This window comes from Comamonas resistens, assembly GCF_030064165.1.
In the GTDB taxonomy this organism is placed as follows: Bacteria; Pseudomonadota; Gammaproteobacteria; order Burkholderiales; family Burkholderiaceae_C; genus Comamonas; species Comamonas resistens.
Genome location: NZ_CP125947.1, coordinates 3,473,819 through 3,500,640 on the forward strand (window position 1 = coordinate 3,473,819; position 26,822 = coordinate 3,500,640).

The window sequence follows — 26,822 nt, forward strand, 5'->3', positions numbered from 1 at the left end:
AGAAGTGAGGGAAGCGCCCCGGAGATGCCATGCGAGTGATGGTCAGAGGCTTTCGGGGGGATTGTAACGCAGACCCCATAAATCCAGTGCTGCAGCCATGTCTTGCGGCGGCTGCGCATAGAGCACCAGCGGCTTTCTGGACACCGGATGTTCGAAAGCCAGCCTGAAGGCATGCAGGGCCTGTCGCTCCAGACCGCCCTCGGGATGGCCGCCATACAGTGTGTCGGCAATCAAGGGGTGGCCCAGCGATGCCATGTGCACACGAATCTGGTGCGTGCGCCCCGTGTGCAGCGTGCAGCGCACCAGGGTATGAGAAGCATCACCGGCCAGCCAGTCGAAATCGGTTTGCGCCTGCTTGCCCGGGTGCAGATTCAGGTCCACCACTGCCATGCGCAGGCGGTTGCGCGGGTCACGGCCAATGGGCGCATTGACTTCGCGGCGCTTGCGTGCGCCCCATTCCTTGTGGGCAATGGCCAGGTACTGGCGACTCACATCGCGCGCCGCAATCATCTTGATCAGGGCATCCATGGTGCTGCGATTGCGCGCCACCACCATCAGGCCGCTGGTGTCCTTGTCCAGACGGTGGACGATACCGGCGCGCGGCACCTGGCGCGCTTTTTCATCGCGCGCCAGCAGGCCGTTGAGCAGCGTGCCCGTCCAGTTTCCGGGAGCGGGGTGCACCACCAGACCGGCAGGCTTGTTGATGACCAGCAGATCATCGTCCTCATAGACCACCTGCAGATCCATGGCTTCGGGCTGAAAAGCCATGGACTGCTGGGTAGGCCGCATTTCCACACGCAGCAGATCGCCCACCGCCACCTTGGCCGAGGGCTTGAGCAGCACCTTGCCATTGAGAGTGACGGCGCCATCGGCCAGCAACTGCTGCAGATAGCTGCGCGAGAACTCGGAAACGCCCTGCGCCAGCACCTTGTCGGCGCGCTGGCCGTGATGCTCGGTGCTGACGACCAGCTCGCGCTGCTCGACCTCGGGGCTGCCAAGCTCGGGATCGTCAACGGCTTCCTCGGACGATTCGTCCCAGTTTTGATCGGCACTGCGTGTCATATTCTGCGCATCAGAAGACACAAGCCCCTGCGGGGCAGGGGCTTGTGAGGCTTGCTTGCGTTGTCCAGCCATGCTCAACGAGAGGGCAGATAGCGCGAAGGATCGACAGGCTTGCCCTGGCGACGCACCTCGAAGTGCAGCTTGACGCGATCGGCGTCGGTGCTGCCCATTTCGGCAATCTTCTGGCCCTTTTTCACCGACTGGTCTTCCTTGACCAGCAAGGACTGGTTGTGGGCATAGGCCGTCAGATAGGTGTTGTTGTGCTTGAGGATGATCAGGTTGCCGTAGCCACGCAGGCCGGCACCGGCATACACGACACGACCATCGGCAGCAGCGAGCACTGGGTCACCGGCCTTGCCGCTGATGTCATAGCCCTTGTTGCGGGCCTCATCGAAGCCGGCAATCAGCGAACCGCTGGCAGGCCAGATGAAATTCACATCGTCGGCGCCCTTGGCAACCGGCGCAGGGGTGGTTGCAGGCGTGGATGGCACGGGCGTTGCCGTTGCAGCGGGGGTGGTCGTCGCCGAGGATGATGTCGCGGTGCTGCCACCGCCCACAACCACAGGCGCGACACTGCGACCCGAACCCGACGATGCGACGGGCGCATCACGTCCTGGCGGCACCACGCGCACCACCTGACCGACTTCGATCACATTGGGGTTGTCCAGATTGCTCCAGCGAGCAATGTCCTTCCAGCTCTGGCCATGCTCCAGGCCAACCTTGATCAGCGTGTCACCGGGCTTGATGGTGTAGTAGCCGGGCTTGCCCGCATTTTCCGCACCGGGCAGGGACTTGACGTCCACACTGGAAGACGAGGAGGCCGACTGTCCGCGATCCTCCACAGGAGCCCTGTTTGCCTGGGTGGAGCAACCTGCCAGGATGACACCTGCCAGCACAGCCGTTCCCAATGCACCAAGACTTCGCGATACCAACATAAGCTATTCCCTTCTAGGCGATCCCCGATTTTAGAGGGACAAAGTTGACTGCTTCCAAAATTGTCTGTTTAAAACCGTGTGAACTCTTGTCAATCACCAGCAGTGCCTGCTTACCAGCGCCCACCACGACAGGAGCCACCAGGCGTCCACCAACGGCCAGCTGGTCGCACCATTCCTGCGGCACGGACTCTCCGCCCGCCGCTGCAATAATGCCCGCATAGGGTGCGCCGCTGGCAAAGCCCACCATGCCGTCCCCCAGAATCAGGTGCACATTGGACAGGCGCATGGGGCGCAGATTGCTGCGGGCTTTTTCATGCAGGCCGCGCAGACGCTCGATCGAGTAAACCTCTTTGGCCACCATGGCCAGCACAGCCGCCTGATAGCCGCAGCCCGTGCCGATCTCCAGCACACGCCCCAAGCCGGCCTTGCCCGCATCGGAGTCCAGCAGCAACTCGATCATGCGCGCCACCACGCTGGGCTTGGAGATGGTCTGACCCAGGCCTATGGGCAAGCTGGTGTCTTCATAGGCCTGATTGACCAGCGCACTGTCGACAAAACGATGGCGCTCCACCGTCGCCATGGCCTGCAGCACCGCAGGGTTACCGACACCTGCTGCACCAATGCGCTGGGCCATGCGCGCACGCACGGTCGAGGAGTCCAACCCCACACCGACGGGGGACGCGGCCACACGCAACGGATTGATGGGCTTGGGCGCTGCGGGCGCACGCGCCGCGCTGGTACTGGTTTGCACCGAACGGGCAATCCAGCCCGGTACCTGAGGCGAGCGGCGCTCGTTCACGATGACACCGCCGGCGAAGAGGCTTGCTGGCCCGCCAGTTTGCTGGCTGTCTGCGCCCAGTAGCCCAGATTTTCGTGATCGGTCAGATCCACCTTAAGCGGTGTCATGGCCACATGACCATGGGATGTGGCGTGGAAGTCCGTGCCTTCCGAATCATCCTTGGCCGCGCCAGCGCTGCCGATCCAGTACATGGTCTCGCCGCGCGGACTTTGCTGCTGAATAGCCTGCTCGGCCGCATGGCGACGCCCCAGGCGGCACAGCTTGACGCTTTTGAGCGCGTCCAGCGGCATATTGGGGATGTTCACATTGAGCAACCATGGCAGGGCACCGATCAGCTGCTGGCTTTGCATGTCCTGCACCAGTTGGCGCGCCGTGGCGGCCGCTGCTTCCAGCTCGGCCCAGCCCTTGTCCACCTGCGAGAAGGCGATCGATGGAATACCGAACAGATAGCCTTCCATGGCTGCACCCACGGTACCCGAGTAAATCGTGTCGTCGCCCATATTGGCGCCGTTGTTGATGCCCGAAACCACGAGGTCAGGCCTGTAGCCCAGCAGCCCCGTCAGCGCGATATGCACGCAGTCGGCCGGCGTGCCGTTCACATAGCGAAAGCCGTTGTAGGCCTTGTGCACATACAGCGGCGCGTTCAGCGTCAACGCGTTGGACTTGGCGCTGTTGTTGTGCTCGGGCGCCACCACTTCAACGTCTGCCACAGTACGCAGCGCATCGTGCAAGGCCACGATGCCTGGGGCCTGGAAGCCGTCGTCATTGCAAATAAGAATCTTCATGGATGCTGCGGATTGTAGGCGTGCCGCGCGTCACGACAGAGACACGCGGCATTCACGCCACACTTCCATCATCATCGCCGCATACGGCCCCTAAAAGACCAGAAATGCCGCGTCAACCGGCATTCGGAATGTACATAAAACCAAGCATGGCGCCTGCCCCTTCGATGAAGGGGAGGACGACGCCAGCAGATCCGGGTCACCCCGCCCTGCCAGAAGCTCCTGAAAAAGGAGCTTCTGGCGCTTACAGGACAAGGGCCGAGACCTGATCTGGCTTGCTTCAACTCCGGGACAGGAACGCCTGCCTGCCCGTGGGCTCCGGCAGCTTGAAGCCAGCCACCACATCGGCCAGGTTCTGCGCCTGCTGCTGCAGCGACTGGGCGGCAGCCGTGGCCTCTTCCACCAGGGCGGCATTCTGCTGGGTCGCCTGGTCCATCAGGCCCACCGCCGTACCGACTTCGGCAATGCCAGTGCTTTGTTCCTGGCTGGCGTTGCTGATTTCAGCCACGATGGTGTTCACCTGCCGGATGCTGTCCACCACCTGGGCCATGGTGGCGCCAGCGTCCTGCACCTGGCGACTGCCGCTGGCCACTTGCGTCACCGAGTCTTCGATCAGCATCTTGATTTCCTTGGCCGCTTCGGCGCTGCGTCCGGCCAGGGTGCGCACCTCGCTGGCAACCACGGCAAAGCCTCGCCCCTGTTCCCCGGCGCGGGCAGCCTCCACGGCGGCGTTCAGCGCCAGGATATTGGTCTGGAAGGCAATGCCGTCGATCACGCTGATGATGGCCTCGATCTTGCGCGAGGCCTGCTCGATGCCGCCCATGGTCTGTACGACCTGACCAACCACCTCCCCGCCATGTACGGCGATGTCGGAGGCATCATGCGCCAGCTTGCGTGCCTGCTGGGCATTGGCCGCATTCTGCTGCACGGTGGCAGTGAGCTCCTCCATCGCCGCGGCGGTTTCCTCCAGGCTGCTGGCCTGCTGTTCGGTGCGATTGGAGAGATCCTGGTTGCCCGAGGCAATCTCGGTCGTGGCCACACGCACGTTTTCCGCAGAGGCGCGGATTTGCAGCAGCACGGCAGCGATCTTGTCGGCGAACTGGTTAAAGGCGTGGGCGATCTGCGCCAGCTCATCCTTGCCGGAGGCATCCATGCGACGGGTAAGATCGCCCTCGCCGCTGGCAATGTCAGCCAGGGCATTGCGCACCAAGGGCAGGCGGCGCAGCAGACGCGTGATGATCAACAGCATCACCAACGCCGCCCCCAGAGCGCTCAAAAGAGTGACGCCGCCGGCAATCCAGGCCAGATGAGTCAGCCCCTTCAGGGCATCGTTCTTTTCGGCAACCACCAGCAAAATCCAGTCAGTCCCTGCAATTTTTGCGGCATAGACAAAGTCGTCTTCCGCACCCAGCGTGGCTTCGGTGTGCCCGTTGCTGCCGGCAAGCTGCTGGATCAAGCCCAGACTCAGATCATCATCCAGCGCCGTGATAGGCTTCAGCGTCAAATCTGCGCTGGGGGCCACCAGAATCTGGTTGGCCTTAGCATCCAGCAACACGCCAAAGCTTTTGCTCGTGGGGTGAATCGCCTTGACTTTTTCGATGACGGTGGTCAGCTCCACATCCGAAGCGATCACTGCCGTGGTCTGGCCGTTCTCGATGATGGGCTCGATCAGGCTGACCACCAGCCGGCCCGTACCGGCATCGGGATAGGCCGCAGTAGTGCCGGGCTTGCCTTCTTGCACAGCCTGCTTGTACCAGCCACGTTGTGTGCCGTCGTAATCCGCAGGGCGGGGCGAAGTGAAGGCGTGGGATTTGTCTGCACGCACAAAGTAGGCCAGATCCAGCCCGGCTTTTTCTGCAGCCTGCAACATGGGCATGGGATCGGACTGATCCATCGCCAACCGGATGGAACTGGTGAGCCGGCGCTTGTCGCCGATCCACTGCGCCAGCTCGCTGGCGTGTTGCTGGGTCTGCCCGCTCAGATGCTGATTCAGGTCTTTCAGCATGTTGTCACGGGTGACGTACAACACCGCGCAGGACAGGGTCAACACCGCCAAAACGGCCACGCCAATGCTGGCCAGTAATAGGCGGGTACGCAAGCTATGCCACATAGAACTCCCTCTGATAATTGCTTGTGATTTGACTTCACACTATGTCACGAATGAAACATGGTGCTGTCAAAGGGTGGGCTAGGATTTTCGATAACGGATTGGGTGGTGCCCTGTTGCCCATCGCCGTACTGAATTCAGCAATACCAGGAGACTTCCCATGCACGCTTGGCTCTGCACCACGCCCACCGGCGTTGAAACCCTGAAGTGGACCGAACAGCCCACTCCCGCACCCGGCCCCGGCCAGGTGCTTCTGGAGATCAAGGCCGCCAGCCTGAACTTCCCGGATCTGCTGATCGTGCAGAACAAATACCAGATCAAGCCTCCCCTGCCCTTTGTACCCGGCTCCGAGTACGCGGGCGTGGTGCAGGCCGTGGGCGAAGGGGTCAAACACCTCCAGGTCGGCCAGCATGTGGCCTGCCTTTCAGGCACGGGTGGATTCGCGACACATACGCTGGCACCCGCCGCCATGTGCATGCCGCTGCAAGGCAGCTTCCCCTTTGTCGATGCCGCCGCCTTCATCATGACCTATGCGACGTCGCACCATGCGCTGATAGACCGGGGCCAGCTCAAGGCGGGCGAAACCGTGCTGGTGCTGGGCGCGGCCGGCGGCGTGGGCACGGCAGCCATACAGATTGCCAAGGCCGCTGGCGCACGCGTGATTGCAGCAGCTTCCACCGATGAAAAATGTGCGCTGTGCAAAACGCAGGGAGCAGACGCCACCATCAACTACAGCCAGGGTGATTTGCGCGAGGCCATCAAGGCCGCCACCGATGGTAAGGGCCCCGATGTGATTTACGACCCGGTGGGTGGCGACTTTGCCGAACCGGCCTTCCGCTCCATCGCCTGGCGTGGCCGCTATCTGGTCATCGGTTTTGCCTCCGGCCCCATTCCCTCGCTGCCGCTGAATCTGCCACTGCTCAAGGGCGCCTCGCTGGTCGGCGTGTTCTGGGGCGACTTCGCCAAGCGCGAACCACAGAACAACGCGGCCATGATGCAGGAGCTGGCCCAGTGGTATGGTCATGGCAAGATCAAGCCAGTGATAGACCGCACCATGCCCATGAGCGAGCTGTTTGCCGCCTATGAACGCATGGGATCGCGCCAGGTACAGGGCAAGCTGGTACTGGTCAACGAGTGAGGCTGCTGTAAACCGTGGCGATACCTGCCGGGTCAAAGGGATACTTCCAGCCACTGGCTACACAACCCAAGCCCCCCAGCATCGCCATGTTTTCACCCCTCCTCACACCCACGGCCGATCGCCGGCGCTTTCTGATTGCCTCGAGCCTTGCCACGGCCGTGGGCGCCCTGCCCGCCTGGGCCCGCGCTGGCGAAGCGCTGGCGCATAACCCCTTCACCCTGGGCATTGCCAGCGGCGACCCGCAGCCCGACAACATCCTGATCTGGACCCGGCTAAGCGCGCCACCAGCCTATCTGGGCAGCGATATAGCGCCAGAGCTTGCACCCCAGACCGTGTACTGGGAAGTGGCCCACGATGAGCAGTTTCGCCAACCGGTAGCCCAGGGCCAGAGCATGGCCCTGCCGGAGCATGGCCATGCTCTGCACATCCAGGTCAATGGTCTGAGTCCCGATCGCTGGTACTTCTACCGCTTTCGCTGTGGCAATGCCTTCAGCACCACAGGCCGCTGCCGCACTTCCCCCGCTGCCGGATCCAGCGCTCAGAAGCTCCGCATGGCCGTGGCCTCCTGCCAGCGCTGGGAGCATGGCTTCTACACCGCCTGGGCCGATGCGGCGCAGGCGGCACCGGATCTGGTGCTGTTTCTGGGCGACTACATCTATGAATATGCCCAGCACGCCAAATCCGAAGGGCTGGCCCGCCCCCAGCCGCTGCGCACCGCCCGGACACTGCAGGACTATCGCGACCGCTACGCTCTGCACAAAAGCGATGCCCATCTGCAGGCCGCCCACGCGGCTTGCAACTGGTCGGTCATCTGGGATGACCACGAGGTAGAAAATGACTACGCATCCCAATACGGACGTGGGGAACCCGCTCACTTTTTGGCAAGACGCAACGCCGCCTGGCAGGCTTTCTATGAAAACATGCCGCTGCGGGCCAATGCCCTGCAGCGCGGCTCTCAAGGCCTGGCCCTCTATCGCAGCCTGCAATGGGGAAATCTGGCCCGACTGCATCTGCTCGATGGCCGCCAATACCGTGATCTGCAAGCCTGCCGCCCCGAAGGCAAGGCCAGCACCGGTACGGTGGACCCCAAAGAATGCGCAGCGCTGCACGACCCCGGACGCAGCTTTCTGGGCTGGGAACAAGAGCGCTGGCTGGGCCGGCAATTGCAGGCCGATGCAGGCTCTGCCAGCCATGCCCCGCAATGGAGCACACTGGTGCAGACCACGCTGTTTGCCGCCCGCAAGCACCCCAGCGGCAAGCAGTCCACCGACAGTTGGGACGGCTACCCTGAAGCCCGCCAGCGCCTGGTACGCCAGATCAGCGAAAGCCGGCCCCGTAACAGCGTGCTGCTGGGTGGCGACATCCACCAGAACTATGTCTGCAACATTCCCGCCCTGAGCGATGAGGCCCCCGGGCAGCGCAACCCCGTGGTTGCCAGCGAGTTCTGCGGCACATCCATCAGCTCGCACAGTGGCACGAGCCAGACCAAGGTGGACGCCATTGTGCAAAACAGCCCGCAAGTCACTTATGCACGCTGTGATGAGCGTGGTTACAGCCTGGTGGAAATCACGCCCCGCCAGATGATGACCGAGCTGCGCGCCGTCACCGATCCGCTCAAGGCCGACAGCAGCGTCTATACCCTGGCACGCTTTGCAGTGGAGGACCGCAAGCCGGGCCCCATCCGCATCGGTTGATGTTTCCGCCCTGGCGCACCGGACGGCTGCGGCATACTTGACGCATGCCATATACAAGTGCTGCAGCCCCTGCGTTTCCATTCTGGCGGTCTGCCGCCACCGGCCTGCTTCTGGCCGGTCTGCTCACCGGCTGCGGGCTCCCGCCCATGCCCCAGCGCACGGAAACCCATGCCATCAGCGCCGAGGAGTCCCGGCAGACCTTGCTGGGTCAGGGGCTGGCGCCGCTGGAGCAGATCCATCCCGGTAAAAGCGGCATTCACTTCCTGCCCGACGCCTATGACGCGTTTGCGGCTCGCGCCCTGCTGGCCCGGGCGGCACAGCGCACGCTTGACGTGCAGTACTACATCTGGCGCAACGACACCACAGGCCACCTGCTGCTGGACGAATTGCTGCTGGCCGCAGATCGTGGCGTGCGTGTGCGCCTGCTGCTCGATGATGGCGGCACGGGGGGCCTCGATGCCACCCTTTCCGCGCTCGACCAGCACCCCAATATCGAAATACGCCTGTTCAACCCCTTTGCGCTGCGCACGCCCAAGGCCCTGGGCTACCTGACCGAGTTCTCGCGCACCCAGCGGCGCATGCACAACAAGAGCTACACGGCGGACTCTGCGGCTTCCATCGTCGGTGGGCGCAATATCGGCGATGAGTACTTTGCCGCGACAGACGGAGTGCTGTTCGCCGACCTGGATGTGGTGACCACCGGATCCGTGGTCCAAGAGATTTCACGCGAATTTGACCGTTACTGGAACAGCCCGTCGGCCTACCCCGCCACCAGCATCCTGCCCCCCATGCCCGAGCGTGCGGTCGAGCGCGTCTATGAAGGCCTGCACGCCGATGTGAACCGACCCGAGTCCAGAGCCTATGTCGAAGCCGTGCGCCAAAGCCGCTTCAGCCAGGAACTGCTGGCCGGCACCTTGCCGCTGCAATGGGCGCCCACCACGCTGGTCAGCGATGACCCCGCCAAGGTTCTCAGCGAAGCGGCCAAGGAAGACCTGATGCTGTCGCAGCTGGCACCCATCATCGGCAAGCCCGAGCATTTTCTGGAACTGGTCTCACCCTATTTTGTGCCCACCAAGGCCGGTGTCGAGGCCTTTGCCCGCCTGCGCGATCAAGGTGTGCGCGTGCGCATCCTGACCAACAGCCTGGAAGCGACCGACGTTGCCATGGTCCATGCCGGCTACGAGAAATACCGCAAGCCGCTGCTGGAGAAAGGCGTGGAGCTGTACGAAATGCGGCGCGAAGTCGATCTGCAGCCCCAGTCCACCACCGCCAGGGTCGCCAGCCAAGTACGCGCCGAGGAAAAGCGCGAGCCGCCCTCACCCGCGACACTCAGCGGCAGCTCGGCCACCGGCAGCTCCGGCGCCAGCCTTCATGCCAAGACCTTTGCCGTCGATGGTCAGCATCTGTTCGTGGGCTCGTTCAACTTCGACCCACGCTCGGCCATGCTCAATACCGAGCTGGGCGTGGTGATCCAGCACCCCGAGATGGCCCGGCAGATCACCACTGCGCTGGACCAGCACCTGCCGCGCATGGCGTACAAGGTGGAACTGGATCAGAAGCAGAAACTGCACTGGAGCGGACTGAACCCGCGGCCACCGCACGAGCCGCAGTCCTTCGGTACGGACCCCGGTACCAGCTGGTTCAAGCAGCTGCTGGTGCGGGTGATGAGCTGGCTGCCGATCGAGGGCCTGCTGTAGACCCCCTCAAGCCGCCATCGGGCCTGCTCAGTCGAGACGGATCGAAGGCCGCAGCCGCGAATTCATCAGATCGATCAGCCACAACAGACCGCCGCGCCAGAAGCCATAGAGCCGGGCCTGGTGCGAGCGGTACAGCATGATGTGGCTGAGCATGGCCAGGCGGCCACGAATCACACCGCCGTTGAACAGGCCGAACTTGCCCAGCGACCCATAGGCGTCGTAATGCGCGAGTGAGACCAGAGCGCCAAAGTCGCGATAGGCAAAGCCCACGGTTTGGGCGCCAGGCCTCTCCAGCACATGCGGCAGCGTCTCGATCAGATAGCGTGCCTGTTGATGCGCCACCTGCGCCGTGGGCGGCAGAGGGGCTTCCTGGCCGGGCAGCGTGTAGCTGGCGCAGTCGCCCAGCGCATAGATATCGGGGTCGCTGGTCTGCATCGCATCGTTGACCAGCAACTGGTTGCTGCGCGTGGTCTGCAGGCCCAGGCGGGTCAGAAATTCCGGCGCCTTCACCCCGGCCGCCCAGACACGCAGGCTGGCAGGAACCAGCTCGCCATTGGCCAACTCGAAGCCCTGCTCGGTCGCGCAGCTCACGCGGCCGCTCACAATGACCGAGACACCCAACGCCTGCAGGCGCACCCTTGTCGCCTCGGAGATCTCCTCGGGAAAACTGGGCAGCAGCCTGGGGCCGGCCTCGATCAGCACGATACGGAACTTGGCGGCTTCGCCCAACGCTCCGTAAGCAGTAGCACTCTCCGCAAGCTGGACAAGCTCTGCAGCCAATTCAACGCCTGTGGCACCACCGCCCACAATGGCGACCTGCAACGGCTCGCCACTGGCCATGCAGCGCACCATGCGCAAGCGGATTTCCTGGTTGAAGGCATCGGCCTTGCGGCGCGAGTCGATCATGAAGCAGTGCTCGTTGACGCCCGACGTGCCGAAGTCATTGGCACCGCTGCCCACGGCGATGACCAGCTTGTCATAAGGCAGGCGCCGGCCTGCCACCAGCTCACGGCCATCGGGGGCATAGATGGGGGCCAGCAAGATTTCACCTGCCTCGCGGTCCAGACCGCACATCTCGCCAGGCTGGTAGGCGAAGTGAGCATCGCTGGCCTGGGCCAGATAGGTGGTCTGCTGCTGGGCCAGATCCCGCGTTCCCGCCGCAATGGTGTGCAACATGGGCTTCCAGACATGGGCCGAATCGCTGTCCACCAGCGTCACGCTGTCTATGCTGTCGCTGCCCAGCTTGCCCAGCGCCGTGGCCACCTCCAGCCCGGCCACTCCTCCACCCACCACCACAATGCGCGCCGCATGGGAGTCGCGATTCCTGCGCGCTCTGCGGGTCTGTTGAACATCGGTGTGCTCGGAGGGATCGACGGTGTGTTCCATGAATTTCTGTCTGGTTGCAGGGTCTGGACGTTTGCCAGTTCAACCCTGTGCCGCAAGGCATCCATAGATTTTTCTTGCATTTCGATAGCAGGAAATACAGAAGGGACATAGGGAAAACAGATGAAATATATCTTTTACAAGAGTGCCGGGGCCAGACTCCTCACACCCGGCCTCAAGTCTTGCAACATTCATTCTCGAAAATGCCTGTATCCCTTTTCAGACAAGCGCAAGCAGCTATCAAAATTTTCAATGCCCAGTCAAATTTCCCGCATGCTCTGAGCGCTCCGGCGTGCAGGATCTGTCAGTGATTTCAAAATCCGCACGTTCTTCCATGCAATTGCCGCTTGTCAATATACGAAACGTATACAGCCGCTATGATCGCCGGCCATGGGAATCGTCAAAATTTCAGATCAGCTGCACGATCAAGTGCGCCTGTCCAGCGCGGCTCTTGGCCGCTCCATCAACGCTCAGGCCGAGCACTGGCTGCGGGTCGGCCAGATGGCCGAACACCACCCTCAGCTCAATTACGAAGGCATCTGCGCCCTGCTGCTGCAGCAGGCCGAACGTGATCTGCAGCTGAGCGAGCCCGCTCCTGCCCCGACCGCCCTGCGCCGCCCACGCCCAGTGCGTCTTGTCGGAGGTCTGCAATGAAGCGCGGCAAGCAAAAAACGGTGCCTATTCATGATGCATCGGATATCTACCTGTCCCGCAAGGCAGGCGGTCTGGCTGCCAAGGTACTGGCCATGCTCACGCCCCATGTCCAACCCGGCATCAGCACGGGCGAGCTGGACAAGCTGTGCCATGACTACATCGTCAACGAACTCCGGTGCGTGCCGACCAATGTGGGCTACTACGGCTTTCCCAAGACCGTATGCACCTCGGTCAACCATGTGATCTGCCACGGCATCCCGGATGACAAGCAAATCCTCAAGGATGGCGACATCATCAACGTGGACGTCGCCGTGACCACGCCCGAAGGCTGGATAGGCGATACCAGCCGCATGTACCACGTGGGCCAGCCCAGCAATCTGGCCAAGCGCCTGGTCAACACCACGTACGAAGCCTTGGTGGCCGGCATCCATGCCGTCAAGCCCGGCGCGACATTGGGCGATGTGGGCCATGCGATTCAGACCGTGGCCCAGCGCGAGCGCTTTTCCATCGTGCGCGAATACTGCGGTCACGGCATCGGCAAGGTCTATCACGACGAGCCCCAAGTGCTGCACTACGGTACACCGGGTCAGGGCCTGGTGCTGCAGCCCGGCATGATCTTCACGATCGAGCCCATGCTCAACGCCGGCAAGGCGGCGACACGCGAGCTGGCAGACGGCTGGACGGTGATCACCAACGACAAATCGCTGTCCGCCCAATGGGAACATATGGTGGTGGTGACCGAAACCGGCTTCGAGGTGCTCACCCCCTGGCCCGAAGGCACGGGCGAATACCCCGCCATCTAAGCAGCCGCCCAAGGCCTGTTGCCTTGCGGCCCCCTGCTGGCAACCCAGCTTTTAAACAAGGCCGGGTTGCCGGAGCTCCACATTCGCCACCATGAACAACTATCTGTACCTGGGCCTGGCCATCCTCAGCGAGGTGATCGCCACCTCGTTTCTGGCCAAGTCCAACGGCTTCACCAATCTGGCGCCCACCGCCACTGCCCTGGTGGGCTATACCATCTCTTTTTTCCTGCTCTCCCTGACCTTGCGCACCGTGCCAACGGGCGTGGCCTATGCCATCTGGTCGGGCGTGGGCATCGTGCTGGTGTCTGCCGTGGCCTATTTCTGGCAGGGCCAGAAGCTGGATGCACCGGCCCTGATCGGCATGGCCATGATCGTGGGTGGCGTGCTGGTCATCAATCTGTTTTCCAAGACCGCCGGTCACTGATCGTCATCGGCTGCGGGCTCCGTCAGATCCTGCAGCCATTGCATGCTGGCGCCAAGCTCCTCCGGGCGTATCTCATGCGCTCCCGGATACTCCTGATAGCTGAGCTGCAGCGGCAGCTGCGCCAGCCGGTCGCGTATGGCATGTGCACTGGTCAGCGGAATCACATTGTCATAAGTGCCGTGGCTGACCCACGCGCTTTTCCCGTCGAACGCCTGAACAGGCGCATGCAGCGATGCGATCTCGGGCAGCAGGCGGCTATGCCAGATCAGCACGCCGCGCAAGGTCTGGGGCTGAGTCAGCAACTGGCTCAGCGCCATGATGCCGCCCTGGCTGAAGCCGCCCAGCACAATGCGCTGCGCAGGAATGCCAAGCTGCTCCGCACAGGCCTGCACGGTCTGCTGCACCAGGGCCCGGGCCTGCTGCTCCTGCGGTACATGGATATGGCGGGTGCCATCGGCATCCACGGTGAACTGGAACCAGGCATAGGCCCCCTGCCCCATGGCAAACGGCGCACGCAGGCTGATGACATGAAACTGCGGCGGCACATAGGGTGCCAGTCCGAACAAGTCCCGCTCGTTGCTGCCCACGCCGTGCATGAGTACCAGCAGCCAGGGCTGCTGCCCGGGTCCAGGCCGGGCAGGCCGCTCCAGAAAGCTCAAAGACGATGAATTCATGGCAAAAACCCCATAAAAGCCATATCTGGCAAGCGCTATCAGCTATCTTTTTCGGTACAACAACACAGCCCGCCGCCAAGGACAGGGCCACGCACCATTGTCGATCAATATTATTTTGATAGCAGTCGGCGCCTGCTGCCGTGAGTTTGGCACCACAAAGGCCGCTAATCCCTATCGACAGGGCGGCTGCGCAGCTGCTTGACTCCGCTGCGCAGGCTCTTTCCCTGCAGGCGCCGCTGCTGTGAAGACCAGGTCGGCTTGGTCGGCTTGCGCACCCGGGGAGGCCTTGCCACGCTGGCTACCAGCGCGTTGAGGCGCTGCAGCCCATCCCAGAGATTGTGTTCCTGCGTGCGGTACTTCTGCGCCTTGATGACCACCACGCCCTCGCTGGTGATGCGCGAATCGCCCAGCGCCAGCAGCCGCTGCTGCACATCAGGCGGCAGGCGCGAGCTGCGCACGTCAAAGCGCAGATGCACGGCACTGGCCACCTTGTTGACGTTCTGGCCGCCAGGGCCTTGCGAGCGCACGGCCGTCCACTCGACGTCGGACTCCTGCAGTTCCCAAAGCAACGGCTGTGTCATGCCAGCACCTTGAGCAGCGCTGCCGTGGTGGCTGCCGGGTCTTCATGCTGCACCCAGTGACCCAGGCCGTGCAACATCTGCCAGTTCACGCCCGCCGCATGACTGCGCTGCAAAGCCGCCCGAAGCTCATCCATGCGACCGATATACAGTGGGTCAAACTCTCCATAGATGGCAGCCACGCGGGCCTTCACCCGCGGCAATGCCTGGGCCAGGATGTCGGTTCGCGACAGGCGTCGGCGCGGCAGCCGGTCACGTGCCACGTTCAGCGCATGCAGGGCCAGAGTTTCTTCATCAATGCGGCTGGCATCATGCAGCATCAGCTCGGCCAGATTGTGATGATGTGCCTGCATCTGTGCCTGCAGGTCCTGCAGATGACGCCAGCCCTTGAGCCTGACCACCCGCCCCTCGGTAACTCCCATGGCCGGAGCACCAACCAGCACGAGCTGGCGAATATGCTCGGGGTGCTGCGCAGCCAGCAAACCTGCAGCCATGCCGCCAAAGGAAAACCCGATCAGATCGCAGACGGGCGAGCTGCCATGCTGCGCCAGCAGCTGTTCCAGGCCATGGGCCAGTGGCGCAATCATGGTATCCACATCCGTGCCACCGGGCACGCCATCAGACTCGCCAAAGCCGGGCAGATCCGCAAGCCACAGGCTATAGCCCGCCTGGGTCAGGGGCTCGATCACGCGCAGCCAGTGCGTCCAGCTGCCGCTGCCGCCATGCAGCAGCACCAGAGGCACGGCGTGGCGGGCCACACCAGCTGGGGGCTCCCAACCATGCCACACCATGCGTCCAGCATCTGCCTGCTCGCCAAGTGGTGTAGTGACCCGCCGGCTGCGCACCAGCAGGCTCTGAATGCTTGCAGGCACCTCCAGCCCCAGCGCGTCGGCCACGGCTTGCAGCGTCTGCGGCGACTCGGCCATGGTTACCACTGAGCAACCGCCTCGATGGCCAACCCATAGCCAGCCACGCCAAAGCCGCACATCACGGCACGAGCCGCGGCGGACAGGTAGGAATGGTGGCGAAAGCTTTCGCGCGCATGGACATTGCTAATATGCAGCTCCAGCAGCGGCACGCCCGTGCCCTTGACCGCATCAAGGATCGCCACACTGGTATGGGTGTAGGCGGCAGCATTCATCACCACGGCAGCCAGTTCGCCCTTTGCATGAACCAGGCCTGCTTCGTGCACCCAGTCCACCAATTCGCCTTCATGGTTGGTCTGACGGAACTCCAGCGCCAACCCATGGCGTGCGCAAGCCGCTTCGCAAAGCTTTTTCACATCTTCGAGGGTTGCCGAGCCGTAGATGGCAGGCTCACGCATGCCCAGCAGATTGAGATTGGGGCCATTGAGTACGTAAACGGTTTTCACGGGCTAGCTCTCCTTGTTCTTGATCCGTCCCAGATTCACTGCCCGGATTATGCGAGTGCCCAGACCTGGCACAGGCATAAAACGCCCCGCGCTTGCTCACTGACGTGTAGCCACTGCCCCCAAGGGGGTCACTTTATTGCCTTGGGGCGGCCCGGCGGTCATAAAAAAGCCCCCCAAGCTTGCCCACTTCGTGTGGCCGCTGCCCCCAAGGGGCCACTTATGGCCTTGGGGCGGCCCGGCGGCGATAAAAAACGGCTGCCGAAGCAGCCGCGCACTAAAACCTTACAACGTCAAGCCTGGTCTTTGCTTACCAACGATGTCCGTGACCATGGCGATGGCCGTGCCAGCGAGGGCCGCCACCGTAGTAGCCATAGCCGGGAGTCACATAGACCGGCACAGGGCGGTAGATTGGACGAGGCTCATAGTAGACCGGAGCGGGTGGCGCATAGTAGACGGGGCGGGGAGGCGCCACATATACAGGAGGGGGAGGCATGTACACGGGCGCAGGAGCACCCACCACCACGCCAGGCACGCCCACGCCGATGGACAGGCTCACACCGCCATGGGCCTGAGCCGCCATACCCACCATCAAACCAGCAACAGCCACAGCACCTGTAGCCAGAATTTTTGTCATCTTGGGGAAAGTTGCCTTGAACATCACAATCTCCTCTTTCTCATTGAGCTGGGCAGGCCGACAAATGCATGCGGAACCTGTGACCCTATCGATACAACGCATGAGAATACGATTTGGATGTCAAGATTCCTCAAAAACATTGTGTCCGCAGGTAAATGCGAGGTCATGAGGCTCGCCCTAAAATGGCGCAATGAGCTCTGCTGACGCATCCAAATCCAATAACGCCGCTCCTGAAGCGGTCAAGCCCACCAACTTTCTGCGCCAGATCATCGAATCTGATCTGGAAAAGGGTACGCATCTCCAACGCCGCTGGGGCGGCAACCCGGGCGACGCCCAGCATCACAGGCAGGGCCAGCCCGATCCGGCCAAGATCCGCACCCGCTTCCCGCCCGAGCCTAATGGCTATCTGCACGTGGGCCACGCCAAGAGCATCTGCGTGAACTTCGGTCTGGCCCGGGATTTCGCCGGCACCTGCCATCTGCGCTTTGACGACACCAACCCCGTCAAGGAAGATCAGGAATATGTGGACGCCATCATCGACGCCGTGCACTGGCTGGGCTTTGACTGGAAAGATGCCGACGGGCATGAGAACCTCTACTTCGCCAGCAACTACTTCGACTTCATGTACCGCGCCGCCGTGTACCTGATCGAGCAGGGCCTGGCCTATGTGGACGAGCAGTCGGCCGACGACATGAAGGCCAACCGTGGCGACTTTACCCGCCCCGGCGTGAACAGCCCGTTCCGCGATCGCAGCGTGGCCGAAAACCTGCAGCGCTTTGCCGACATGAAGGATGGCAAGCTCGAGGACGGCGCGGCCGTGCTGCGCGCCAAGATCGATATGGCGTCGCCCAACATCAATCTGCGCGACCCGGCGATTTACCGCGTGCGCCATGCGGAACACCACAACACTGGCAACCAGTGGTGCATCTACCCGATGTACACCTTCGCCCATCCCATCGAGGACGCGCTGGAGCACATCACCCACTCCTTCTGCACGCTGGAGTTCGAAGACCAGCGCCCCTTCTACGACTGGTTGCTGGACCACCTGCGCGAAGGCGGCCTGATCGACGCGCCCCAGCCTCGCCAGTACGAATTTGCCCGTCTGAACCTGACCTATGTGGTCACCAGCAAGCGCAAGCTCAAGCATCTGGTGGACAGCGGCCTGCTCAACGGCTGGGACGACCCACGCATGCCCACCATCTTCGGCCTGCGCCGCCGCGGCTTCACACCTGCTTCGATCCGCAATTTCTGCGATCGCATCGGCGTGACCAAGGACTACAGCTGGATTGACTACTCCACGCTGGAAGGCTGCCTGCGCGAAGACCTGGAAAACCAGGCTCATCGCGCCATGGTGGTGCTGGACCCCGTCAAGCTGGAGCTGACCAACTGGGCAGAAGTGTTCGGCAGCGCCGATCATCTGGAGCAGTGCACCCTGCCCGCCCTGCCCCATGCAGCCGAAGGCGAAGCAGTGCCCGAACGCCACTTCACTCTGGGCCGCGAGGTCTGGATCGAGCGCGAAGACTTCGCCGAAGTGCCGCCCAAGGGCTACAAGCGCCTGTTCCCCGGTAACAAGGTGCGCCTCAAGGGCGGTTATGTGATCGAGTGCACCGGCGCCGAAAAGGATGCTGACGGCAACGTGACCAAGGTACTGGCTACCGTGGTGCCCGACACCAAGAGCGGCACGCCCGGCGCAGATAGCGTCAAGGTCAAGGCGGCCATCACCTGGGTGGGCGCTGCCGACGGCGTCGAAGCCGAGGTGCGCCTGTACGACCGTCTGTTCACCGATGCCCAGCCCGACGCTGGTGGCAAGGACTATCTGGCGCTGATGAACCCCGACAGCCTGAAGGTGATCACTGCCTATGTGGAGCCATCGCTCAAGGCCGCCCAGCCCGACGACAAGTTCCAGTTCGAGCGCTTTGGCTACTTTGTCGCCGACCGCAAGGATCACAGCGCAGAAAAACCTGTCTTCAACAAAATCACGGGCCTGAAGGACAGCTGGGGCAAATAAGCCCTCGCTCCTGTTTACGGCCTGAGTGCAAGCTGCCTCTTTTTCAAGGAGGCAGCTTTTTTTATTGCCGCCGAGCCCCCCCAAGGCCATAGGCAGCCCCTGGGGGGGTAGCGACCACATGTTTGTGTGCAAGTGCAGGGGCTTTTTACGCCTGTTTCAGCACAATGACTGCAAAAAATGGGCAATTGCGTCGACTTCACTCAGCAAGCCACTTTGCCTTGTCGCGAGATGCCCAGACAGTATCGCGGTGCACCGCCAGAAGTTGCGCCTGCAGCTACTTTCTAAAGAAAAGCATCAAAACAGCATCAAAAACAAGAACTGCAACCTTTTCTTTCTACAATTCCGTACAAGATCCCGCTATCAGGCGGCATATTTCAACTGTTTTAGTCAATAACCAAGGGACACAATGAGCAAAAAAGTGGGCATAGGTATTGCAACAGCCGCCGTGATGGTGGTCGCCGGTGCACTGGGCACCAGCTATTACATGGGCGGCAAGCTGGAACAGGAGTTCACAGCCAACCTTCCCAAGCTGAATATGAACGGCGTGACGGTCAAGGTCGTCAGCTACGAGCGCGGCGCCTTCTCCTCCACTGCCAAGACCAGCTGGACCATGGAGGGCGGTGACGAGCCCGTGCAATTCATGGCCGATCACAGGATCTCGCACGGCCCGCTGCCCATGGGCCATGCGGCGCAGATTCACACCAGCTTCCAGCTGCCCGCCGATGCCGATGAGGCCTTGAAAACCGCCCTCAACGGCCGCTCTCCCCTGGAAGTCGATACCAAGCTTGGCTGGGGTCGCAGCAGCTCCAGCGTCATGACCTCACCGGCCGTCACCGCGCGCATCAAGGACAGCGATGTGAACTGGGGTGGCATGAAAGTGGAATGGGACATGCCTGCCGATATGAAGGCCGCCAAGGGCACCGCCCAGTTCGCAGCCCTGCACTTCAAGGACGAGGAAGGCAGCGCAGGCATGGACAAGGCGCAGATGCGCTTTGACATCAAGCAGCCCGAAGGCCAGAAGTTCTGGATCGGCCCTTTTGCCATGACCATCGACAAGTTCTCCGCGCTCAAGCAGGAAGAGGAAGGCAAGACCTCGGCTTCCAGTTTTGAAGGCATCAGCATGGACAGCGATACCAAGCTGAACGGGGATGTGGTAGAGATGACGCTCAAGAGCGGCATCAAGAGCATCAAGCTGGAAGATGCCAAGGCCGATGATCTGCTGCTGGACGTGAGCTTGCACAACCTGGATGCCAGCTGGATCAACAACGTCATCGACATGAGCAAGCGCAAATCGGCCAGCACCGATGAAGGCGAAGCCCCCGAAGACCTGGAGCCCGATCTGCGCGAGAAGCTGATGAACAGCCTGACCCAGGCTCTGGCACGCAAGCCGTCCATTGATATCAACCGAGTCTCCATGCGCACCGAAGACGGCGTGAGCGAATTCGGCGCCTCCCTGTCCTATATCGGTGATGGCCAGAAGATGGGCAATCTGCTCAAGGACGTCAAACTCAGCCTCAAGGCCGATGTGCCATCCAAGGCCATGGACGCCTTCCTGGTCTCTCGCAAGAAAAATGCGCTGTTGTCGGTTTTCGAGGATGAGAGCGAGTACAAGCCCGAAGAAATCGAAGAAACTGCCAAGCTGCAAGCCCAGGCCAGCGTGCAGGCTCTGAAGGACAAGGGCATTTTGCTGGAGAAGGACGGCAAGCTGAACACGCAGATCGTCTATGCCAATGGTGAGATTCAGGTCAACGGCAAGGCACTGGACGACACCGGCACAGCCGTGCTGATGGGCGAGGCCCTGGAATAAACAAGGAAGCGGACATGACATTCATCCTGGCTGTGCTGGTGGTAGCTGCCATCGTGGTCTGGCTCATCATGCGCTGAAACCTTAACTCTTTTACCCCTCAAGCCCAGGCCCATCCTGGGCTTTTTGCTATCCAAATCAAGGATTCCCAAAAACTCTTCTTTGCTTACAAACTGCTGTCAACGACAAGCCCATGATGGCGTTGAAATAGCAATGGACCCAAGTCCCAGGAGAGTCAGATGTCGTATCCATCCACCAAGAATCAGCAGTCATGGCGGCTTGCCGCCACCGCCTGTGCAGCCCTTGCTCTGCTCAGCGCCTGCAATGACAAGGACAAACCTGCAGCCTCGGACACGACGACAGCCCCGCCCCAGACGAGCCTGAGCGACAGCGGCCCGGCAACCGGCCCTCAACCCATCGCCCCCGTAGCCTATACACCGCCGTCTGCCGAAGTGCTCTATCAGATGGTGGCCCCTATTGCCCTCTACCCCGACAAGCTGGTCGCACAAATTCTGGCCGGCGCCACCTACCCGGAACAGGTCACAGCCGCAGAAAGCTGGCTAGGCCAGAACCCCGGCCTGCAAAAGACTGCCATGAGCAATGCGGTCAACGCCCAGAACTGGGACCCTTCCATCAAATCGCTGACCCAGTTTCCCAATGTGCTGGAGCAGCTGGCCTCCAACCTGCCCTGGACCACCGCGCTGGGCAAGGCCTATTACAACGACCCGGCTGATGTGCTCAATGCCATACAGGTCATGCGCAACCGCGCATACAAGGCGGGCACGCTCAAAAGCTCCAAACATCTGGTCGTCAGTGCCGGCAGTGCTCCCAGCCAGGGTGATTACACGCCCAGCAACGCTGTTTCCGCCATTCCACAAGCGGTGATCGCGCCGCCGGAGCAGTACATCGAAATTGCCCCCTCCGAAGTCAGCACCGTCTATGTGCCCCAATATGATCCCGGCGTTGTCTATGGCGAACCGCTGCCGGTCTACGGAGGCTATAACTACGTCTCTGCGCCTGTCGCAGTAGGCGTCGGCGTCCCCGTCGCCGCAGGCCTGTTGGGCTTTGGCGCAGGCGTGCTGCTGGCGCAGGCCAGCATGCCCCATCCGTCCTGGGGTTGGCATTCCTGGGATATGCACTGGGGTGCACCCGAGCGTCATGACTGGCGCCCAGGCATGCCTCCACCCCCTCCCATGGCCAGGCCTGCCGTGGTCTACAACAACCAGACCTATATCTCCCAGTCGCGCACGGTGCGCACCGTGGTGCAGAACAATCAGCACACGGAGAATGTCAGAGTCACCAACATCTACGAAAACGGTGCGCCTAGCCATGCCATGCCGCAGGCAGCCATGGCCACCGGGGTAGGAGCAGCCGCCGGAGCGGCAGTGCTCGCGGCCAGCCATGGCATCGGCTCCAGGCAGGTCCCCGTGCAGCAGGCCATGCCCCCAACCGGCCAGCCTCCCTCACCCCAGACGGCCCGTATGCCCTCTCCTGCTGGCACACCCACGATGCCTGCCATGCCCATGCATCAGCAGGCCCATGCCCAGGGCATCATGGATCAGCGTGCCGGCATGCCGTCCGGACAAGCCCAGATACTGCCGCAGCAAAAAGCACCGCAAGCCATGATGCAGCAACAACATCAGCAACAGTTGCAACAGGCGCAACACGAGCAGCAGCAACGCCAGCAGCAGGCCCAGATGCAAGCGCAACAACAAGCTCAGCAGCAAGCCGCCCTGCACCAGCAGCAACTGGCCCAGCAGCGTGCCGGGGCTCAATCACAGCAAAAGCAGGCTGAGCAACAGGCCCAGATGCAGCAACGCCAGCAACAGCAGCAGCTGGCTCAGCAACAGGCACAACGGGAAGCCACCCAGCACCAGCAGCAGATGGCACAACAGCACGCGGCCCAACAGCAACGCCAGGCGGAACAACAGGCCCAGATACAGCAACGCCAGCAACAGCAACAACTAGCTCAGCGCGAACAGCAGCAGGCACAACGGGAAGCCGCCCAGCGCCAGCAGCAGCAACAAATGGCACAACAGCGCGCAGCCCAGCAGCAGCAGCGCCAGGCGGAACAACAAGCCCAGATGCAGCAACAACGTCAGCAGCAGATGCAGCAGGCCCAGCGTGAGCAGCAGCAACGCCAGCAGCAGGCCCAGAGAGAGGCGCAGCATCAGCAGCAAATGGCTCAGCAGCGGGCAGTCCAGATGCAGCAGCGCCAGGCCGTTGCCCATGCCGCCCCTCAGCAGCATGGCGACCATCACGAGCACCGATAGCCGAGCCGGCATCCGGTTAGCATGGACGGGTCTGCCTATTTACGTCTCGCTGCCCCCGTCCATGTACAACCCCGCCCACTTTGCAGTTACCGACGAAGCCCGTCTTCACGCCCTGATACACCAGCATCCTCTGGGCTGTCTGGTCATGCATGGCCCGCACGGGCTGGATGCCAATCACCTGCCCTTCGAGCTGCTGCAAGCCGATGACGGCAGCCTGAGCCTGCAAGCCCATGTCGACCGCGCCAATCCGCTGTGGCAGCAACTGGCCAATGGCGATCCGGTCATGGTCATCTTCAAGGCCGCCGACGGCTATATCTCGCCCAACTGGTACCCGAGCAAGCATCAGACGCATGAGCAGGTTCCGACCTGGAACTATCAGGTCGTCCATGTCCATGGAAAGATCCGGATTCGCGATGACGAGAAGTTTCTGCGCGGCGTTCTGGGCCGCCTGACCCGCACACACGAAACCCGTGTTGCCGCCTTGCCCGGCAATGATTTCAAGCCCTGGAAGATGAGCGATGCTCCCGCGGCCTATCTGCAAAAATTGCTGGGAGTCATCGTGGGGCTGGAGATCGAGGTGCTGCGCCTGGAAGGCAAATTCAAGCTCAGCCAGAACAAAGAGAGCAGCGACCGCGTGGCGCTGGTGCAGACCTTGTCGGCACTGGGCCAAGCCGATATGGCCCAGGCCATTGAAAAACCCCTATAAAAATCGACTCTAGCGCTTACTCATCAAGCGCTGGCAGCTATTGATTTCAAAGCATTCAGTGCAGCAGGCCGGCCAGAAAATCGCTGGCCCGATTGAAGCGATAGCGCTCATAGGCACGCTGGCGGTAGGTCAGCACCGTGGCGGGCTTGATGTCCAGCGCCTGCGCAATTTGCGCCGCACTCTCACCCAGCAAGGTCTGGGCCACGATGGAGCGCTCTCGTTCGGTCAGCTGCGGAAAGGAACGCTGCAGCCGCTGAAGCAGCGTCTGTGCGGCATCAGGCGGTGCAGGCTCTGCAGCAATGGCTGAATGACATTGCGCATGCAGGCTGAGCGCGGCCATGGCGACCTGCCCCAGCGACCAGAGCTGACTGGCAGATTCCCCTTGCGCGTTCAGACCGCGGTAAAAGCTCAGCACCATGAGCTTGCCTGGCTCCTGCCAGCCAAAACTGACCTTGTCCAGAAAGCCCGGTTGCTCAAAACACAGCTCTCGATACTCTCCCTTGGGAATATCGGCAGCGCGCACCTGACGGCTGAAACCGCAGGCCTTTCCCGCCAGCGAACCCGTCAGCAGCGGATCGGAGGCATGAAAGCGGCGCGCATATTCCCCCGTGCGCTCGGCAATGCCCTTGCGCTGCCCCGAGGCAAGCAGGGTCTGGACATCGCCCCTGCCGGTGTCGACCTGATAGGCAAACACCTCGTCAATACAGTCAAACTGCCGCGCTGCCCCAAGCAATGCCGAGGCGAAATGCGGCGTCGCAGCCGCCTCTATCAGCGCCTGACCGAGGCTGGGACTGAGCAGCGCCGGTCGGGAAAAAATTGCAGCCATGGCCTGTCTCGCTTTGCTGAGGGCCTGTGATGAACTCCACTATGGCGCCGCACGCCAGTGACCTCACAAGCTCTTTTGAATCATCGGCAAAGAATAGCCTGCCTGCATCGCAGGCGCAGCAGGGCGACTCCCGATGAGTGAGCAGGCCTGCCCCCTCAAACCACCTGGAATCTCAGTTCAGAAGTGCCGGAATGATGCAATGCTTGAGCAATGGTGCGACATCCTCCGGCAGGGGCCGATTCAGTGGCAGCCATTTCATCTCCGCGATTTCGGCAGCGTTGCAAGGAGAGCATCCCTGCGGCAACTGGACCAGAAAGGCATGCGCATGCACCGTGGTGTCGGCCTCATTGGCGGCCACTGCATCAAAGATGCCCAGAGGCTTGAGCGAAGACTCGGCAATCTCCAACTGCAGCTCTTCCCGGATTTCACGGATCAAGGCCCTGGCAGGAGTTTCGTCGGCATCCAGCTTGCCGCCCGGTAGCATCCACGCTGAGGTGTTCTTTTTGCGCACCACCAACAGCTCCTGCTTCTGATTGAGAAAGCACGCGGTGGCAATTTTCAGATTGTGCATTGCACAATTTTAAGTGCCCGCATCTGCGGCCAAGCCCATCCGAAATAGAGCGAAGCCATCCCCTGTCAGAGCTCCTCGCCTTCTGCCTGGCCCTTGGCCAGCGCTATCGCCTCCAGCACCACGGCACTGCTGCCGATATGGTTGGACAGGGCCAGGATCAGCCGGGCGCAGGCCTTGAGGCTTTGCGCTTCGTCCAGACCCTCATGCATCAGCAGCAGTTGCTGGTAGACATCGTCCACATGGTCCAGATTCGGGGTTCTGATCAACGGGGTCATTGCTGCACTCCTTGGGCGCGGGCCAGGCTGGCCTGCACCGTGGCGACAGATACCGGAGACTGCCAGCGCGCAGCCACATAGTGGTCGGGGCGTATCAGATAGCCGCAACCGGGCTGCAGCCCATAGCGTGCCTGCAGCAGGCTGTGATCACCAGCCCATTGGGCAATGTCGAGCAGCTCCACCCCTACCGGCAGACCCTGCGTCCAGCTATTGGCCAGCAGCACAAAGCGCCCGCCCAATTGCGGCAGCAGCCATGCTCCATTCACAGGAGCATCCAGCGCGGGTGAGCCGGGCGCTATACCGCTGTTCCAGACCTGATCGTCCGGCGTATTCAAACGGCTTTGCGGATAGGAAATCGCCGTGGATAGCCGCCCCGAATTGACAAAGGGGCGGGCAAAAGCCTCGGTGGCCGCCAGTTCCAGCACCGCATCGCGAAAAGCCTTGCTGACCGTGGTCTTGGGCGTCAGAAAGTCGGTGGAACGCGTGGAGTTGAGAATGTTCTCGTCCGCCGTGGTCACGGCTTCCTCGTTATAACTCTCCAGCAGCTCCTGGCCCGCCTGACCGCGCATGACCAGATCCAGCTTCCAGCCCAGGTTGTCGATATCGGCAAAGCCGCCGTTGCAGCCGCGCGCGCCAAAGGGCGAGACCAGATGCGCGCTATCGCCGGCAAACAGCACATGGCCGTGCACAAAGCGGCTCATGCGGCGGCACTGGAAAGTGTAGATGCTGTACCACTCCTGGCTGAACTGCACATCCGGGCCCAGCATGGCACGTACATAGCGCTCCACGTTTTCGGGCTGCACGCAGGCCTGGCGGTCTATGCCCCAGCCCAGCTGAAAGTCCAGCCGCCACACACCATCGGGCTGGCGATGCATGAGAGCCGACTGGCCGGGGTTGAACGGCGGGTCGAACCAGAACCAGCGCTCGGCAGGACGCTCCTGCTCCATGCGAATGTCGGCGATGAGAAAGTTCTCCTCGAACACGCGGCCATCGAAATCCAGCCCCATGAGGCCGCGCACCGTGGACTTGCTGCCATCGCAGGCCACCAGCCAGTCGGCGTGGATCAGATAACGGCTCTCGCCGGCCAGCACCTCCAGCTCCACCCCCTCTGGCAGATGGCGCACGGCCTCGATCTGCTGGCCCAGGCGCAGCTCCACATTGGGCAGGTTTTGCAGAGCGCGCAGCAGCGCATCTTCCACGTAGTACTGCTGCAGATTGATGAAGCCCGGATACTGCTGATCCTTCACGGGCAGCATGTCAAACTGGTAGACAGACTCCTCGCGATCGCCCCAGAAGACCTTGCCCACATTCCAGGTCACGCCTTTTTGCAGGAGCTCCTGGCCCACACCCAGGCGTTCCAGAATGTCCAGCGAGCGCTTGGAAAAGCAGATGGCCTTGGAGCCGCCAGCGATGAAGTCCAGCTTGCTGATGACCAGCACCTTGTGCCCGCGCCGCCCCAGATCCAGCGCCATGGCCAGGCCCACCGGGCCCGCGCCGACAACCACCACCGGAGCCTGCTCCGGCACATCTGTCGCCGGTGCGGCAGTGGCGCCAATATGTCGCCACACGGGCACGCCACGGTGATGCGTGACAGGCTGCGGAGCCATGCTTGCTTGCGCCATA

25 protein-coding genes are annotated in these 26,822 nt (G+C 62.0%); 10 read left to right on the plus strand and 15 right to left on the minus strand.

What is annotated here, in order from left to right; translation table 11 throughout:
* Positions 1-42: 42 nt before the first annotated feature.
* The 5 genes from QMY55_RS16175 to QMY55_RS16195 form a co-directional block, all read right to left on the minus strand.
* Complete coding sequence (locus QMY55_RS16175; protein WP_283485186.1) at positions 43-1,134, minus strand: RluA family pseudouridine synthase; 1,092 nt, start codon at positions 1,132-1,134, stop codon at positions 43-45.
* A 2-nt stretch (positions 1,135-1,136) separates the two neighbouring features.
* Positions 1,137-1,997, minus strand: a complete 861-nt coding sequence (locus QMY55_RS16180) for a peptidoglycan DD-metalloendopeptidase family protein (RefSeq protein ID WP_283485187.1) — start codon at positions 1,995-1,997, stop codon at positions 1,137-1,139.
* Positions 1,998-2,010: 13 nt separating this feature from the next.
* A complete protein-coding gene (locus tag QMY55_RS16185; RefSeq protein WP_283485188.1) occupies positions 2,011-2,796 on the minus strand; it encodes a protein-L-isoaspartate(D-aspartate) O-methyltransferase in 786 nt (261 codons plus the stop codon).
* Positions 2,793-3,581 carry a 5'/3'-nucleotidase SurE gene (surE, locus tag QMY55_RS16190; protein WP_283485189.1) on the minus strand — a complete coding sequence of 263 codons (789 nt, stop codon included), beginning with the start codon at positions 3,579-3,581 and terminating at the stop codon, positions 2,793-2,795. Before surE ends, QMY55_RS16185 begins: the two co-directional genes overlap by 4 nt.
* Positions 3,582-3,858: 277 nt before the next feature.
* Complete coding sequence (locus QMY55_RS16195; RefSeq protein WP_283485190.1) at positions 3,859-5,688, minus strand: methyl-accepting chemotaxis protein; 1,830 nt, start codon at positions 5,686-5,688, stop codon at positions 3,859-3,861.
* A gap of 157 nt (positions 5,689-5,845) precedes the next feature.
* On the opposite strand from QMY55_RS16195, the gene QMY55_RS16200 reads away from it, so the two are divergent.
* The 3 genes from QMY55_RS16200 (at position 5,846) to QMY55_RS16210 (ending at position 10,214) form a co-directional block, all read left to right on the plus strand.
* Entirely contained in the window at positions 5,846-6,823 is a 978-nt protein-coding gene (locus QMY55_RS16200; protein WP_283485191.1) for an NADPH:quinone oxidoreductase family protein, read from the plus strand.
* An 86-nt stretch (positions 6,824-6,909) separates the two neighbouring features.
* Complete coding sequence (locus tag QMY55_RS16205) at positions 6,910-8,517, plus strand: alkaline phosphatase D family protein (RefSeq protein ID WP_283485192.1); 1,608 nt, start codon at positions 6,910-6,912, stop codon at positions 8,515-8,517.
* A gap of 44 nt (positions 8,518-8,561) precedes the next feature.
* The gene (locus QMY55_RS16210) at positions 8,562-10,214 is read left to right on the plus strand and encodes a phospholipase D family protein (RefSeq protein WP_283485193.1); all 1,653 of its coding nucleotides are present in this window, start codon (positions 8,562-8,564) and stop codon (positions 10,212-10,214) included.
* Positions 10,215-10,241: 27 nt separating this feature from the next.
* On the opposite strand, the gene QMY55_RS16215 is transcribed toward QMY55_RS16210, so the two are convergent.
* The gene (locus QMY55_RS16215) at positions 10,242-11,600 is read right to left on the minus strand and encodes an NAD(P)/FAD-dependent oxidoreductase (RefSeq protein WP_283485194.1); all 1,359 of its coding nucleotides are present in this window, start codon (positions 11,598-11,600) and stop codon (positions 10,242-10,244) included.
* 387 nt (positions 11,601-11,987) lie between these two features.
* Here QMY55_RS16215 and QMY55_RS16220 point away from each other — a divergent pair, with 387 nt between their 5' ends.
* The 3 genes from QMY55_RS16220 (at position 11,988) to QMY55_RS16230 (ending at position 13,478) form a co-directional block, all read left to right on the plus strand.
* Positions 11,988-12,251, plus strand: a complete 264-nt coding sequence (locus tag QMY55_RS16220) for a ParD-like family protein (protein ID WP_283485195.1) — start codon at positions 11,988-11,990, stop codon at positions 12,249-12,251.
* Complete coding sequence (map, locus tag QMY55_RS16225) at positions 12,248-13,054, plus strand: type I methionyl aminopeptidase (RefSeq protein WP_283485196.1); 807 nt, start codon at positions 12,248-12,250, stop codon at positions 13,052-13,054. The genes QMY55_RS16220 and map overlap by 4 nt, the downstream gene beginning before the upstream one ends.
* Positions 13,055-13,145: 91 nt before the next feature.
* Complete coding sequence (locus tag QMY55_RS16230) at positions 13,146-13,478, plus strand: SMR family transporter (protein WP_283485197.1); 333 nt, start codon at positions 13,146-13,148, stop codon at positions 13,476-13,478.
* Here the strand turns inward: QMY55_RS16230 and QMY55_RS16235 are convergent.
* From QMY55_RS16235 to QMY55_RS16255, 5 genes are all read right to left on the minus strand, one after another.
* Positions 13,472-14,152, minus strand: a complete 681-nt coding sequence (locus QMY55_RS16235) for an alpha/beta hydrolase (protein ID WP_283485198.1) — start codon at positions 14,150-14,152, stop codon at positions 13,472-13,474. The genes QMY55_RS16230 and QMY55_RS16235 overlap by 7 nt on opposite strands.
* A gap of 164 nt (positions 14,153-14,316) precedes the next feature.
* Positions 14,317-14,733 (minus strand): alternative ribosome rescue aminoacyl-tRNA hydrolase ArfB, encoded by a 417-nt coding sequence (arfB, locus tag QMY55_RS16240; protein ID WP_283485199.1) that lies wholly within the window; start codon positions 14,731-14,733, stop codon positions 14,317-14,319.
* On the minus strand, positions 14,730-15,656 hold the full coding sequence (locus QMY55_RS16245; protein WP_283485200.1) for an alpha/beta fold hydrolase: 927 nt from the start codon (positions 15,654-15,656) through the stop codon (positions 14,730-14,732). The genes arfB and QMY55_RS16245 overlap by 4 nt, the downstream gene beginning before the upstream one ends.
* A 2-nt stretch (positions 15,657-15,658) precedes the next feature.
* The gene (gene aroQ, locus QMY55_RS16250) at positions 15,659-16,102 is read right to left on the minus strand and encodes a type II 3-dehydroquinate dehydratase (RefSeq protein WP_283485201.1); all 444 of its coding nucleotides are present in this window, start codon (positions 16,100-16,102) and stop codon (positions 15,659-15,661) included.
* 307 nt (positions 16,103-16,409) lie between these two features.
* Complete coding sequence (locus QMY55_RS16255) at positions 16,410-16,736, minus strand: hypothetical protein (RefSeq protein WP_283488988.1); 327 nt, start codon at positions 16,734-16,736, stop codon at positions 16,410-16,412.
* Positions 16,737-16,926: 190 nt separating this feature from the next.
* On the opposite strand from QMY55_RS16255, the gene QMY55_RS16260 reads away from it, so the two are divergent.
* The 4 genes from QMY55_RS16260 (at position 16,927) to QMY55_RS16275 (ending at position 23,527) form a co-directional block, all read left to right on the plus strand.
* Positions 16,927-18,744, plus strand: a complete 1,818-nt coding sequence (locus QMY55_RS16260) for a glutamine--tRNA ligase/YqeY domain fusion protein (RefSeq protein ID WP_283485202.1) — start codon at positions 16,927-16,929, stop codon at positions 18,742-18,744.
* A gap of 406 nt (positions 18,745-19,150) precedes the next feature.
* Entirely contained in the window at positions 19,151-20,551 is a 1,401-nt protein-coding gene (locus tag QMY55_RS16265) for a YdgA family protein (RefSeq protein ID WP_283485203.1), read from the plus strand.
* Between the two features lie 236 nt (positions 20,552-20,787).
* Positions 20,788-22,821: a DUF3300 domain-containing protein gene (locus QMY55_RS16270; protein WP_283485204.1), complete on the plus strand. Its 2,034-nt coding sequence runs from the start codon at positions 20,788-20,790 to the stop codon at positions 22,819-22,821.
* A gap of 61 nt (positions 22,822-22,882) precedes the next feature.
* Entirely contained in the window at positions 22,883-23,527 is a 645-nt protein-coding gene (locus tag QMY55_RS16275) for an FMN-binding negative transcriptional regulator (RefSeq protein ID WP_283488989.1), read from the plus strand.
* 55 nt (positions 23,528-23,582) lie between these two features.
* Here QMY55_RS16275 and QMY55_RS16280 read toward each other — a convergent pair whose 3' ends face one another.
* From QMY55_RS16280 to QMY55_RS16295, 4 genes are all read right to left on the minus strand, one after another.
* Positions 23,583-24,353 carry a helix-turn-helix transcriptional regulator gene (locus QMY55_RS16280; RefSeq protein ID WP_283485205.1) on the minus strand — a complete coding sequence of 257 codons (771 nt, stop codon included), beginning with the start codon at positions 24,351-24,353 and terminating at the stop codon, positions 23,583-23,585.
* Positions 24,354-24,525: 172 nt separating this feature from the next.
* Entirely contained in the window at positions 24,526-24,924 is a 399-nt protein-coding gene (locus QMY55_RS16285; RefSeq protein WP_283485206.1) for an NUDIX hydrolase, read from the minus strand.
* 65 nt (positions 24,925-24,989) lie between these two features.
* Entirely contained in the window at positions 24,990-25,199 is a 210-nt protein-coding gene (locus QMY55_RS16290) for a DUF2783 domain-containing protein (RefSeq protein ID WP_283485207.1), read from the minus strand.
* Positions 25,196-26,806, minus strand: coding sequence for an FAD-dependent oxidoreductase (locus QMY55_RS16295; protein ID WP_283485208.1), 1,611 nt, complete (start codon positions 26,804-26,806; stop codon positions 25,196-25,198). Before QMY55_RS16295 ends, QMY55_RS16290 begins: the two co-directional genes overlap by 4 nt.
* Positions 26,807-26,822: the final 16 nt, after the last annotated feature.